12 protein-coding genes are annotated in these 12723 nt (G+C 54.2%); 9 read left to right on the plus strand and 3 right to left on the minus strand.

Going from position 1 to position 12723, the window contains the following annotated elements:
• Positions 1-250: 250 nt before the first annotated feature.
• Together HWX09_RS11155 and HWX09_RS11160 are read right to left on the minus strand one after the other, a co-directional pair.
• A complete protein-coding gene (locus tag HWX09_RS11155; RefSeq protein ID WP_027783069.1) occupies positions 251-1243 on the minus strand; it encodes a restriction endonuclease in 993 nt (330 codons plus the stop codon).
• Between the two features lie 26 nt (positions 1244-1269).
• The gene (locus tag HWX09_RS11160) at positions 1270-1593 is read right to left on the minus strand and encodes a helix-turn-helix domain-containing protein (protein ID WP_155257332.1); all 324 of its coding nucleotides are present in this window, start codon (positions 1591-1593) and stop codon (positions 1270-1272) included.
• A gap of 235 nt (positions 1594-1828) precedes the next feature.
• Between HWX09_RS11160 and HWX09_RS11165 the strand changes: the two genes are divergently transcribed.
• The 7 genes from HWX09_RS11165 (at position 1829) to HWX09_RS11200 (ending at position 10408) form a co-directional block, all read left to right on the plus strand.
• Positions 1829-2104 (plus strand): hypothetical protein, encoded by a 276-nt coding sequence (locus HWX09_RS11165; RefSeq protein WP_155257333.1) that lies wholly within the window; start codon positions 1829-1831, stop codon positions 2102-2104.
• A 335-nt stretch (positions 2105-2439) separates the two neighbouring features.
• Positions 2440-2844: a helix-turn-helix transcriptional regulator gene (locus tag HWX09_RS11170; protein ID WP_080681287.1), complete on the plus strand. Its 405-nt coding sequence runs from the start codon at positions 2440-2442 to the stop codon at positions 2842-2844.
• A 331-nt stretch (positions 2845-3175) separates the two neighbouring features.
• A complete protein-coding gene (locus HWX09_RS11175) occupies positions 3176-3754 on the plus strand; it encodes a TnsA endonuclease N-terminal domain-containing protein (protein ID WP_244135813.1) in 579 nt (192 codons plus the stop codon).
• A 13-nt stretch (positions 3755-3767) separates the two neighbouring features.
• Positions 3768-5645, plus strand: coding sequence for an integrase (locus HWX09_RS11180; protein ID WP_230469108.1), 1878 nt, complete (start codon positions 3768-3770; stop codon positions 5643-5645).
• 80 nt (positions 5646-5725) lie between these two features.
• Positions 5726-6673, plus strand: coding sequence for a TniB family NTP-binding protein (locus HWX09_RS11185; protein WP_080681289.1), 948 nt, complete (start codon positions 5726-5728; stop codon positions 6671-6673).
• A 1920-nt stretch (positions 6674-8593) separates the two neighbouring features.
• Positions 8594-9856, plus strand: coding sequence for a hypothetical protein (locus HWX09_RS11195; protein WP_155257335.1), 1263 nt, complete (start codon positions 8594-8596; stop codon positions 9854-9856).
• A gap of 75 nt (positions 9857-9931) precedes the next feature.
• Positions 9932-10408, plus strand: coding sequence for a 3'-5' exoribonuclease (locus HWX09_RS11200; RefSeq protein WP_034185382.1), 477 nt, complete (start codon positions 9932-9934; stop codon positions 10406-10408).
• A gap of 15 nt (positions 10409-10423) precedes the next feature.
• On the opposite strand, the gene HWX09_RS11205 is transcribed toward HWX09_RS11200, so the two are convergent.
• Positions 10424-10891: an HAD domain-containing protein gene (locus HWX09_RS11205; protein ID WP_027783074.1), complete on the minus strand. Its 468-nt coding sequence runs from the start codon at positions 10889-10891 to the stop codon at positions 10424-10426.
• A 314-nt stretch (positions 10892-11205) separates the two neighbouring features.
• Between HWX09_RS11205 and HWX09_RS11210 the strand changes: the two genes are divergently transcribed.
• Together HWX09_RS11210 and HWX09_RS11215 are read left to right on the plus strand one after the other, a co-directional pair.
• Positions 11206-11934, plus strand: coding sequence for a hypothetical protein (locus tag HWX09_RS11210; RefSeq protein ID WP_027783075.1), 729 nt, complete (start codon positions 11206-11208; stop codon positions 11932-11934).
• An 81-nt stretch (positions 11935-12015) separates the two neighbouring features.
• Entirely contained in the window at positions 12016-12642 is a 627-nt protein-coding gene (locus HWX09_RS11215) for a hypothetical protein (protein ID WP_152617003.1), read from the plus strand.
• Positions 12643-12723 lie beyond the last annotated feature (81 nt).

Genomic DNA, 12723 nt, shown 5'->3' on the forward strand with positions numbered 1-12723 from the left:
TCGGGGACACTGTTGGATGCGGTCGACACGTGTCTAGCCGTCGCCAAGGCAACCGAGCCGCCTCGTCCCCGCCCGGGAACGATGCGGCCGTTGTCAATCAGTTGCTGCTTAATGCGTTGATAGGTACTTTCCTGCCAACCCAGCGCTTCGAGTAGGCGCTGATTACCCGCACTGTCGCCAAGAGAAGTCAGCGCGGCGATAAAGCGTTCGATCAGTTGTTCAGTGGATGTCACTGGCTATTCCTCTGGCTTCAAACGGGCCAGTAAAGCCGCTTCAGCGGCATGATTCGTTTGGTTTCAGAATCGGTGGCGTCGTAATGCTCGATCAACGCGCGAACAACGTGGTCCAGCGTCCACATTGCCAACGGGATAGAGGCGCGGTCGGCTTCGTACTGCGCATCCTTGGTGAACCCTCCGGTACTGACATACAACCCTCGATCGTCCTTGTGGCGGCCACCAAGAAAGCCGCGAATCTCCTGGCTACCCATTTGCCCCTTGCGGTGCTTGACCTCTACAAAGATGCGTGGGTGCTCGAAGCCAAAGCCGTCAGGCGAGGCGACAATGTCCTTACCCCGGTCGGAACCGGACGGCGAGACCTGGGTCTTATATCCCATGGCACGCAAGATACCTGCAACCAATTGCTGCATATCGTCCCAGTCGAGCTCATTGACTCGATCCTTGATGCGCTCCAGCGCCTGCGATTCGATATCGGCCAGCGGGTCGGCGATGATCTCTTCCGTCTCATCTTCCACTGCCGACACCGGCTTGCCTTTTAGTACCGCAAGCACTTCGGCTGCAGCACTGGACGGCACCTCGAAAAGCGTCAGAGTCGAGCCCAGGCTATTTTTGGTGCTGGTACCCAAGCTGTCGCGCGGCAGCTCTTGCTGTTGCCACTGCACGCTGCGCGTCAGCGGCAAGCCTTGGTCGGCCCACTCTGGACGGTGCTCTACCGTGCCAGTAACTCTACCGATTGAATAGAGGCGATTGGCCGGAGAATAGGTGACGATCCAATCGCCATCCTGGATGTCGTTGACGAAGCGCCATACCTGGGAAGCACCCGAGACCACTGTGCCCTGCTTTGTCTGCGGCTCGGCGGACTGGTACAAAGCGATCAACTGCTTGCGACCAACACCCGGCTTGGCATGTGCCGCCAGCTGGTTCCATCCAATAGCGGCTACTCCGCGCTCCCGAAATGAGTCATACAGGCTCCCCCCCTCCCCGCGCACCATCCACATCCGCGCCATCGCATTCCCTCATTTATTTATGGCCATCAGTCCAGCACGACTAAAAATTCAGTAGCAAGTGCTGTTGGCTGAACATCCCGGACGTTACGGTGCAATGAGACCAGACCATATGCGGCCATCAGACGCAGGGTCCGCGACAAGTTCGACACCTTGCGACCGCTAAGCTCCGCCAGCTCAGTCAATGACTTGGGTTGTCTCTCATCGATCAGGCGCAATAGACGGCGGTTATCATCTGAGAGCACGGCAGCCAGCGACCCTAGTGAGGGGAACCATACGCTCGGAACCTCGCATCCGTATGTGCAAGGATGCGAACCATCCGTCCGCTGGATACCGACGACGCACCGCTTCATGGTGGGGCCCAATGACACTTGACATTGGATTGTATCAATATCTGATAATCATCGTCCACATGGCTCCACCCTTGTTCGTGATGGGGCACGGCTTTTTCCACTAGCAGTTGGTCACCTGCTAGCGTTCAATCAGACTTGACCCACCCCGCCTGTAGTTTTCGTCGAATTTTGTCCCACGTGATTGAATGCCCTACTCAACCTTTGAGCAGGGAATACAGAGGTGATCACGGTAGACATGCTGGCCGAGATCGGGCAGATGCATTTCCGTGAAAAGGTCCCACGACGCGAGATTGCGCGACGCACGAGCCGATCCCGCCACAAGGTGCGCGTGTGGCTGCGCCAGACCGAGACGACCGAGCCGAAGCACACGAGCCCCAGCATCGTCGATGGCTGGGCCGATGAGCCCTCGGGCAGGCTCAAGACCGACAGCCATTCTTGTCCTCACGGTGCCTTACAGCGCATCACCACGTGCAATCCCCGATCGTTCGTGAGAACAGTACCGCGCTACTGAACTGGCGGCCTCCGACATGAATTGGCTGCAGACTCATGCCCGGATCCGAGCGCTGCGCAAATACGTCAATGGATTTTTTCTCTCAAGAGTTAGTCGTGATAGGTCACGGATCTCACATGCTAGTGATCGAATTCTCTGTATCGAAAAACAAGCACTGAATTCAGGGCTACTCACGCTTCCGATCGATCAAAAAAATATTTGAATCGGATTTCGCATCGCCCCAAAAAAATATATTTATTCCGTTTGTCGAATTTCCTCAAACTTCACTCATTGACCTTCGCTTTCTCCGATCTTATTCTGCAAAAATTCGAGAAATCATTGCCGTTGAATTTCACGTGACAGACTTTGGAAAATTTGTCCGAGCTCGCCGCAAAGTGCTCAAGCTCACGCAGACCGAACTCGCACGCCGACTCGGCGTGGACGACGCGTATGTCAGTGCGATCGAACGCGGAGTTCGTACGCCCGGCGACGTCGTCTTCATCGATCAGTTGGGACGAGCTCTAGCACTTGATATAGATGGCCGGCTCGAGCTGGAGGAGGTTGCAGAGAGTTCCAAGCGTCTACTGCGCTTGTCCGATCCGCTACCGCTGTACAAGTATTGGGTCATAGCCGCCCTGGTTGGCGACCAAGCTCTGACGGAAGCAGACATGGAGACGATCGCAAAAGTACATGCAGCGATCGTTCAGATTCGGAACGCCACGGCATCAACCGTGAGCATCGATAGTGGAGGTGCTATGTAAGAGCAAAAGCGCCACATAACCAGAAGGCTAGTAGCGCTTTTGGGATCAGAACCACAAAGAGTTCGTCACCGCTCAAGTACGAGTCTCTACTGATCTGATCTCGGCGTCAAGCCCTTCTGCTGCCCATCGATTTGCGCGCCTGCCTAGGATTCGACAAACTCTGGTTGAATCCCGGTTTCCTCTCGGCACTCTTCGGGGCCCGATTCGACAACGAATAGTCGTCGAAGGGGCGCGCTTTCTCAATCGCGAACGTCTATTGCAGACGCGAGGGAGCAAACTCATGCCGGAGTCATCTCCAATCTCTTCGTCATCACGCCGGCCGCGCCGCGTCGTGACCGTTTCCGGTCGCGGTGCTCGTGGCATATTCCCCAGCCGAAAATCACTCACGCCTGCGCAGTACGAAAGCCTCATCGAAGAGATGACACTGCGATTCGCGGAAGTCGCCCCTGCAGTCAAGTCGATCACAACCCAGCCGCAAGTATTTGAATATTTCGACGGTGCATGCCGGCGACGTTACACGCCGGACCTGAAGATCGAAGTGGACGCTGGAACGGTATTTCTTGAGGTGAAAGACAACAAGTCGCTCACCAAGCACTCGCAAGCCGTCGCTCGAGTTTCAGCTGCAGCCAAATACCTCCGGCAACGTGGCATCCGCTTCCACCTTGTTTTGCGAAGCGATCTCGTTGCAAACGACCTTCAGCGCCAACTCGAACTAATCCTTAAAGCACGCCCAATGCCCGGCAGGTATCGGCCGAACATCGACGCGACCCTCTGGGATCCCGAGCACGGAACTCATCCGTCGGCTGAGGTGCAGCAGCAATGGGAAGTCGCCAAGCGTGAATGCGATGCTCTGCTCCACCGGATCATGAGGCGCGACCCGGACGACCTTCTGCCTGTCTCGATTCGCTAAATGGAGATTCACCATGGCTAACTTCATCAAGGATCAAATCATTTTCCGAGGCGAAGGTTCGTTCCGCATCGTCCGCGTACAGGGTGACATCGCGCAGTTGGAAAACACGGTTACGGGAAAGTTCTCCGACCACCGTGAGGATGAGCTCCTGGGAGAGTATTTGCGAGGATATCTTCGTACAGCAAATAGTAAGCAGTATCAACGGCCGCCGAAACGCACCACTTTCAGGAGCGCGTTGGAGGCCAGCACACCCGCAGGCGAGGCGGGCGATTTCGAAACTCGTCGACGAATCAACTATCTAGCGATGCTGGATCGAATGGACGCATTCGCGGGTCGTCGATCTGAACTACGTAAAGCCATTCGAGAAGTCTCGGTAGATCTCGCCGATCCGAAGCCGCCTCATGAGACCACCATATATCGGTGGCGTCGCCGTTACCGCATCGCGCAGTTCGATATCCGAGCCCTCCTCGATCGGGCGGAACATCGAGGGGGAAAAGCGAAATCAAGGCTAGATCCGATTGTGGAAGGCATCATCCAAGAAAAAATAGAGACTGCCTTCCTTAATAGCAAAAGGGGAACCGCAGAAGAAGTTCACAACGCAGTGTTCCTTGAGATCCAGCGGCAAAACACCCTACGCATCGAGACCGAGTGGCTCAAAGTACCAGGGCTCAGGACCGTTCAAAGACGTATCCACGACATCGCCGCCTACGACCGAGACGCGGCTCGCTTTGGCACACGCGAGGCTCGACGCCGATTCGCTGATCAGCATCGCGCACGACGAGTATCGCGAATCCTCGAAATCGTCGAAATAGATCATTCCCCGATTGATCTCCTGTACGCAGATGCGAACGGCAATGCCATCGATCGACCGATGTTTACAGTCGTCATCGACCGGCTTTCCAGATGCGTTCTTGGCTTCTGCATCAGTTCCGCCGGACATGGGGTTCACGCGGTATTCGAAGCGCTGCGGCACGCCATGATGCCCAAGACTTACTTGAGAGAACGCTTCCCAGAGTTACCTCTCGAATGGCCATGCCACGGTTGGCCTGAGCGCTTACTCATGGACAACGGGCGAGAAATGCATGCGGAGGCAGTCGTTGACGCGATGAACAACTTGGGGGTGGTCTGCGAGTACGCGGCATCCCGTGATCCGAACGACAAGCCTTTCGTCGAACGATTTCTCAAAACGTTCAACTACTCCTTTATACACAAGCTTCCTGGCACCACCCTCGCCAAGGTTCATCAACGCATCGGATTCAAGGCGGAAGATGACGCATGCCTTACGTTCGAGAAGCTCAACGAGATGGTCCATATCTGGATCACGCAGATTTACCACCGGAGGCCTCATAGCGGCCTAGACGGCCGCGCGCCGATCGACGTCTGGAACGACGGTGCCGCTACGCATCCTCCATTATTGAAATGCAATGCGGAGGATCTAAGCATCGAATTCGGCGAACACGCTGAATGCGCGCTACAGCACTACGGTATCGACCACAACACATTCCGGTATACGTCACAAGAGCTGCTCTCCCTGCGGCGCATGCTGCCGGCTAGATCCAAAGTGCACATCAAGGCACCGTACGAAAACGCCGGCGTCATCTATGTATGGAATCCGATTGAGAACCAGTACTTCGTCGCGGCCAACACAGACGATCGTTACCAGAGCCTAACGGTCGAACAAGCCCGAGCCGTGAAGAATCAGTACAAAAATTCTGACCCTCACCAGCGAACTCGAGCCAGCGCTGAAGCAATGATCCGCGAGATGAGCAATGACGCGATGCAGTCGAAGAAACTCAAGAACCGCAAGCGCGGAGCGCGGAGCGCGGCAAGCCCACATTACGTCAAAGCGCACGAATCGGAACGCACCCATCGCCCCCATATCACAAGGTGAAATTTCACAGACCATTTCTCCACCGAATTTGAACGAACTATCCGAATTTGAAGTTGAGTCAATCAACTCGGAGGTGGGTCATGGAAAATAAGCGCCTCTGCGGCCGCATCGTCGAAGATATTAGAACCGGCTTCATTCTCTTTCCTCACGTAAAAAGGATACTGTCCACCCTCGATCGGATGTACGCGTATCAATGCGACAACGAGGAGCCTGAACATATCGTACTGCTCGGCGAGTCCGGTGTCGGGAAATCAACTTTGCTAAAAAAGTACGCTGAAAAGCACGCGCCCATCCACCATGAAGAGCTAACCGAAGTTCCAGTTCTGTATATAGAACTTGATGAATCCCCGACCCCGAAAAGCATAGCTAGTACGCTGTTGAAGCGACTAGGAGATCCACTTTGGGACAAAGGGGACAAAAAAGTCATGAAAGAACGACTCATCCATCTTTTAAATGAATGTCGAGTCCGAATTGTAATCATAGACGAGGCAAACCACATGGTGGATCGCGGTGGAGAAAAGACATTGCACAACTCTGCTGATTGGCTCAAGGGAGTAGTCAACAAGGCACGAGTGTCATTTGTGCTGGCAGGCATCCCCCGAACCCGGCGCCTGTTCAGAACAAACGATCAGTTGCGCGATCGGTTCAGAGAGATCGTCGAAATCGGACGATTTTCAGTAGCAAACACTTCCGCGGAGCATGAGTTTCGCAGCGTCCTCAAAGTCTTCAAAGGCTATCTGCGCAATCTTCCGACGATAGATATCTCAGGAGTTTTCATTGCACGATCGTTCGCATTTGCAACTGATGGACGTCTTCGTGATATTCGAGCACTCCTGGTACGCGCCGTCGAACTAGCTTATACGTTGCCGGATCCCGCGATTAGCGACAAGGTTCTGGCCGAAGCCTTTCGGACCGTGATCTATCCGGGGTCGCCTGACAATCGCAATCCCTTCCATGAGGCATTCGACAAATTACCCCTCGTGGCGACAGGCGAACCTTTTGAGCCGTCGGAGCGCACATATGAATGATCTCACCCCAAGCAGCGTACCGCTGTGTCGTCCGAAAATTCTCAACGATGAATGGGCCGAAACGTATCTTTTCCGTGTCGCCAGAGCAAATGGCATGGATCGTCCACGGCTTAGAGACATAGATCGATTTCGCGCAACACTCGCCGCTACAGCTTCAAGCAAACCGGACGGGTATCCGACCTGGACAGACCTTCCGTTGCCGCGCTGGAGCGTAGTTACTCGGGTAAACAAAATCCGGTATTGCCCCGCATGTATGGTTCAGTCCAGGCACATTCGCTCGCGCTGGCGCCTAACGGGATTCGAAGTGTGCACGCTTCATTTTATCCGATTGAAGGATGACCTCGCCGAACCCGTGCTGACTCGAGGATATAACGAACCAGGCAGATATTTCCTGAGTGAAGTCACCGACGAACAGCTTTGGGCTGGAGCAGTATGTCCCATGCCGAGTGAGCGGCAGTATGTCGATCGATTGTGGTCGAAGTTTGAGCGGTTGATCCTCGAATGTGACTTGCCGAGCGCGGTCGAGCAGCTCACTCATATCCTGTTTCTGGAAGCCCTACTTGACGCCGCGATATGCACCGAGCCAAAACGCGAATCATTGCCTACAGAGGCACCTCGGTCAATGCGACTGGCCAGCCTGGCGGATAGATATCAATATTCCTTAGTAGTCGATTTATCGGGAATTCTAGATTTCTTTCAGCAAATTGACACTAAGTTACATCGTGCCAGGATGCTCATACGATTACATCGCATGCTGCGTGACGAGGCCCGGCGACCCACATGTCTTTCCAGACTGCCGATCTCAAGTCTGAGGGAACGGCTCTTGATGATTGGCACGAAGAGCGCCATTGAGCAGACCCAAGGAGCTCTCCGTTCCCACCGTCGTGCCCCCCAAGGATACGTGACATTCAGAAAAGCGGTTTCGCTCATTGGATGCTCCAATGGGCTTCTCAAAGATCTCGCGCAAAAGCGCTTCCCTCGAGACATCGTCACTATCAATCAAGGCGAAAATCGATGTATATATATTCCAATCTCCGCGGTTGAGGCGTGCCGTAGATGGTATGCGTCCATCACGACTCGCGAGGAGATGATGGCGGAACTGTGCATCTCTCGAAATTGCTATGTTTTGCTAAATAGATCTAATCTGCTTCGACCTATATCAATCATGGGGAGGACGTCCTATTTTGATCGGACACATCTCGCTGATTTGTTCCGTCGCCTAGACAACGTGTCACGACCTTTCACAATCGATAAGTCGCCGCTTCTACCACTTTTCGGAACGTGGCTGCCGTGTAGCGGTCGCTATATATCGGTCTCGCTCGTCATGTTGATGGAGATATTCGATGGAAAATTCCCCGTGTTTCGTCAGTTGGAAAGTCCAGGTCTGTCTGCTTACTTTATCGACTCAACTGCACTCGAGCGACTCCATCAACTGAAGATGACGGCAGCCGCGGATCGGGTGAAGCTCGGATGGGCGCCTAAACAGCTTTCCCTCTTGTCATAATGAATCGTAAATCGGTCGATAGCGCTAGTTGGCGTTCGCTAGGAGCCGCCCTCTTTGCAGGGCGATTCCTAGTGCGACCGTCGCCGCGTTCGGACGAAAGTTATCTAGGGTATCGTCTGCGATTCGCGTTTGCTAACGGCGCTTCTAATCCGAACTGGCTCGCTTGCGCCCAAGGTGGGATGCCAAAAACACACGGCGTCGCACGTTGGTGCCCACATTGCCTTGCTGCACCCGATGCGTATTGGCGAGAGGATTGGTACGCTGGGCCAGCAGCATGCTTGGCTCACCAGTGCTGGCTAACCTCGACGTGCGGGGCGTGCCGAAAGCTGTTGCGTTGGAAGCAGGTGTGTATCTCGACTTGCGCATGTGGCGCACTATTGCAAGACTCTCACGTTGAGATGTTTTCCGAGGATGTCTTGAGACTTGCTACCTTGGCAGGCGATTCGAATGCGAGCGTGCTGAGTGTTGGCGAGCGCTGGAACCTTGCTCGCTTCCTCGGAGCGCTCTCTCTGTTTGGGCTCCGCGACAAGCCCATGAAGAGAGCGTCTCGACAGACCGAGAACATCGAACGAACGCTCGTGACGGTCGGCGCATCGCTGCTCATCGATCAGTCGGCCAGCTACGAATTGCTGGATCGTCTTCGTGCCCGTTCGACGGATCCGAATAACGTCCCCTTGCTGTCACAAGCCTTCCCGCATTTGCTAACCATGGTACGCAAGCAGCTGTGTGAGGCCGAACGTCATTGCATGCTGAATCTGCTCGCTAGATACGTCGCACATTCAAGGTATCGCGGATTTGCAGTGATTTGGGAACGAAAAGGCGTCATCGATCACTCTGGCAAGAAACTGTCCATTCAACGGAAGACGCGAAACCCTGCCATTGTCACCGCGCTGGCACAAACTGGCGTGACCGTACCGATCAGGAAAACCAGGACAGGCCGGCAGAAGTTCGCCATCAGTGACTCCGACTTTCAGGTTCTTCGCGAAGCTCGGGGCACCCTGGTCCCCGTTAAGACGGCATCCCGGTACATGGGGATATCGGCCAAGCGTATTCGGGCGCTCGCAACAGCGAACTTGATTGCCTCGATCGAGACACGGATCGATACTAGATCCATCGACAGTCTGCTTGCCAACATCATGACTGCAGGTGGCGGCTATACCCTAGCGTTTGACGATCCAATTTGTCTAACCGAAGCGTTACGACGGTATGTTCCCGTTGAAGCCTCTGCACCATTCTTCCAGCAGATCATGAACGGTAGCGTGCGCCTTGCCGTCGAGCAGAGCACGATTCCGCCATTGCGGGGCATCGTCGTGGATCGTGGCAACGTGATATCAGCAACGAAGGTGCCCATCGAATCAAGCCCCCAGCTATCTGTTGTCGAGGCCGCCCGTCGACTAGGCGTGAAGCAGGAAGTGATGTACCACCTCATCGACAGAGGTCTGATGAGAGCGCAGATCGGTAAACTGGGGCGGCGGACAGCAAGAGTCGTCGATGTAGGCGACCTGGCGAGGTTCACTGCGCAATTTCTGCCACTATTCACGGCGGCGAGAGCCGTGGGAGTTTCTGCTCGCAAAGCGCCAGAGTGGGCCAGGCAGCACGGCATTCAAATCGTTTCCGGACCATCGGTCGACGGTGGGCGTCAGTATTGGATCCGCAGGCCGGCACCAAATGCTCCATAGAGTCGAACGTGAGGCATGAATCACCGCCTCTCGTTTTATGTACCAATCAGACGCTCAAGATGAACGAGACAAGCGATGCGAGTTTTTGTCGATACCGAATTCACCGACTTCATCGACTGCAATCTGATAAGCATTGCGTTGGTCGCCGATGATGGTCAGGAGTTCTATGCCGAGTGCGACGACTTCGATCGAAACACGTGCAGCGCGTTCGTCCATGAAGCGGTATTGCCGCAGCTAGGTCAATATCCCGATCGAGTGTTCTCTCGGGAGAGTCTCCAATTGGCACTCCGCGCATGGCTCGAATCATTCGAAGGCGGCATCTTCTGCATGGACTTCCCGGGGGACTGGGATCTTCTCGTAGATATCCTCGATGGTGTACCAAATGGCTGGCATGGGCTGCTTGTGCGTGATCAGGCAGACCAGGTCCGGTTGGAGTCCTACTACAAGCAGTTCGGCGGTCGCCACCATGCGCTACACGATGCCCGCGCTCTGCGTTATGCGATGCAAAATAAAACTCCGTCTGCGCATCCTACGACATCGAGCTCTGACTGACATCGATCGTGTTGCCTAAGAGACGAACTCATCAATCCGTTGAAGTACGGCGGGATCGTTTATCCCGCGGGCCGGATCGCACACGACGAGGCGGGATTGCAGTTCCGGGGCGGACGCAAATTCCTTAGGGGCATCGTCCAGAATCAGGATATCGGCCAACATCAGTCGGCGCCTCCGCATATAGTCCGCAATTCGTAGCGAGCGACTCTCGATGCGCCGATTCGTGAGATATATTTTGGTGGCCGCGCTCAGCTCGCGCAGATACTCATCTTGCAAGCGTTTGAGGTCGAACATATAGATCCAAGTGCTATGGATTGCGATGTCGACCGCTTTCCCACATACCCGTTCGGCCAACTTGGTCTGCAGCGAACAAACGCCCTGTCCCACGACCACCGGCCCGTTGGGCCCATATTCGAGTTCGCCGACAGAATTTGGATGCAGGACTCCATCGATGTCGAGGAATATCGTTGCCCTTTTGCTCATTGCGGAACTCGCCCTTAGGGAACAATAAGAGCACGCAGGATCACCAACAGTGCCGTTGGAAGCATGCCCCTTCCAGCGCTATTCTATGCTATGTGATTCCTCTCGATGGTAGTTAGATAGTTCAACAGCGACAACAACGATGATGATTGTTTAAAAAATTGGCGCGAACCGTCGGCCGATCGCGTTTTCATCGCGTCTCGACCTCAAGTTTGTCATCAGCACGCCGTTATGCACTCACCCCGTGCGACACATCCCTACGTCACGTCAGACGGCATGATTAATGGCTATTGATTAGCAATCGATTAGGCACATCCATGGACGCGAATACGAAATTTCTTGCACCGGATGCTGTCCGGGCCATCTTCGAAATCGTTCAACAAGCAATCCACTCCAGTCGCCCCAAAAGGGCTTTGACTTCCGTCGAGGTAAACGCCGACAAGGCGATTGCAATCTTTCTCTTTTGCGCAGGTTTCGGATTCGTCTTACTGCTCTGTCTTTTTGTGATTCACCACTTCTGGCCCATCCCAGTTCTGGCAACCCTGGCATTAGGCGTTGCGGTCGGCACGGAAATTTCCGGTCTTTTGTCACTAGTCGCAATTGTGGTACAAGCCATTCCCATGTTAAACCGTATACGCAAAAGACCTGCTGGACCAATACTTGAGTTGGCCAGCATTGATATTGATCGACTGCTACCACATTGCAATGATCTTATGCGCTTTTCCTTGCCGGAATTGGCCTATGTTCGCGAACATATCTCTCACCAGCGAGACGCGTTCGACAATCGACGTGGGCGGTTGATCGGCCAACTTGACAAAGTCGGGACGTTTCCAGCGCTCGCGACTCTTGGAATTAGCGTCGTCAAACTGATGCAGGATCAACACATTGCCCTGAACAACTCAATCGTCTGGACGATCGCAGGGTCCCTTGCAGCATTCTATCTCCTCAGCCTTCTGCTTGCTGATACAAGTGACAAGCTCACACAAGCGATCGGGTTGCTGAATTTCGTTATCGATAATCATCCGGGGAAAGGGGCCGACGAGTAGCATTGGTACGCCAACGCGCACTGCCTAGACGATGGATCTTCACGGTTGCTCTCATACACCATGTGCCGCATACAAAACTTCATGCAACTATCCAATGTTCGTTTGTACCTCAAGGCTCAATTGGCCCCATTCAACCGCTCATTTTTTTGGTCTGCAATCGTGCCAATAGAGGGATTGAGGGTTGCATTTTGGTGGGCGGCACCAGCTACGGTCGCCGTGTTATTTATCACACACTTCAAAAACCGACTACCCGCCAGTTATCTGGAAGCCGCTATTTCTGATGGAATAGGTCCGCACATATGGAACGTGGTAGGCATGCTCGGATTAGCGCTTTTCGGTCTAGCAGTGCTGTTTCCGAAGATCGAATTCATTGCGACCGGGGCATATCAAGTTTTGATCAACACTTATGGGATGGGTGGTTTGGCCATCGGCCTGTTGATTGGAAAGATGGGGACTCAGCTGCCGTCTTCACTGTCAAAACTCGAGCTGTGGAAGGCTTGGCTCGCAGGCACGGGCATCGGTCTACTCATGCTCGAACTGTTCGTGCTCAATTTTTCACTTTGGTGCTTCGCAAGCTTGATGCGATCAACAAAGGCGGATGACGGATTTCTACGCCGTGCAGCAAGCATCGATCTGCGGCTACGCCTATTCGCATTCATCTTACTGTCTATACTGCCTCCTGTCGTGTTTCTTGTCCGCGGACACTAGATCTCTCGGAGCAGCCGGCATTACCATCGGGTCAGCACAGCGCTCGTTCGACACGCACCCCGACCTAATCGGACATAGATA

The sequence above is a fragment of the Burkholderia sp. BCC1208 genome, from assembly GCF_902833095.1.
Taxonomy (GTDB): domain Bacteria; phylum Pseudomonadota; class Gammaproteobacteria; order Burkholderiales; family Burkholderiaceae; genus Burkholderia.

Coding starts and splice junctions, on each gene's coding strand:
- HWX09_RS11155 (WP_027783069.1), bottom strand. CDS start 1,243: ATGGCGCGGATGTGGATGGTGCGCGGGGAGGGGGGGAGCCTGTATGAC.
- HWX09_RS11160 (WP_155257332.1), bottom strand. CDS start 1,593: ATGAAGCGGTGCGTCGTCGGTATCCAGCGGACGGATGGTTCGCATCCT.
- HWX09_RS11165 (WP_155257333.1), top strand. CDS start 1,829: ATGCTGGCCGAGATCGGGCAGATGCATTTCCGTGAAAAGGTCCCACGA.
- HWX09_RS11180 (WP_230469108.1), top strand. CDS start 3,768: ATGGCTAACTTCATCAAGGATCAAATCATTTTCCGAGGCGAAGGTTCG.
- HWX09_RS11185 (WP_080681289.1), top strand. CDS start 5,726: ATGGAAAATAAGCGCCTCTGCGGCCGCATCGTCGAAGATATTAGAACC.
- HWX09_RS11200 (WP_034185382.1), top strand. CDS start 9,932: ATGCGAGTTTTTGTCGATACCGAATTCACCGACTTCATCGACTGCAAT.
- HWX09_RS11205 (WP_027783074.1), bottom strand. CDS start 10,891: ATGAGCAAAAGGGCAACGATATTCCTCGACATCGATGGAGTCCTGCAT.
- HWX09_RS11210 (WP_027783075.1), top strand. CDS start 11,206: ATGGACGCGAATACGAAATTTCTTGCACCGGATGCTGTCCGGGCCATC.
- HWX09_RS11215 (WP_152617003.1), top strand. CDS start 12,016: ATGCAACTATCCAATGTTCGTTTGTACCTCAAGGCTCAATTGGCCCCA.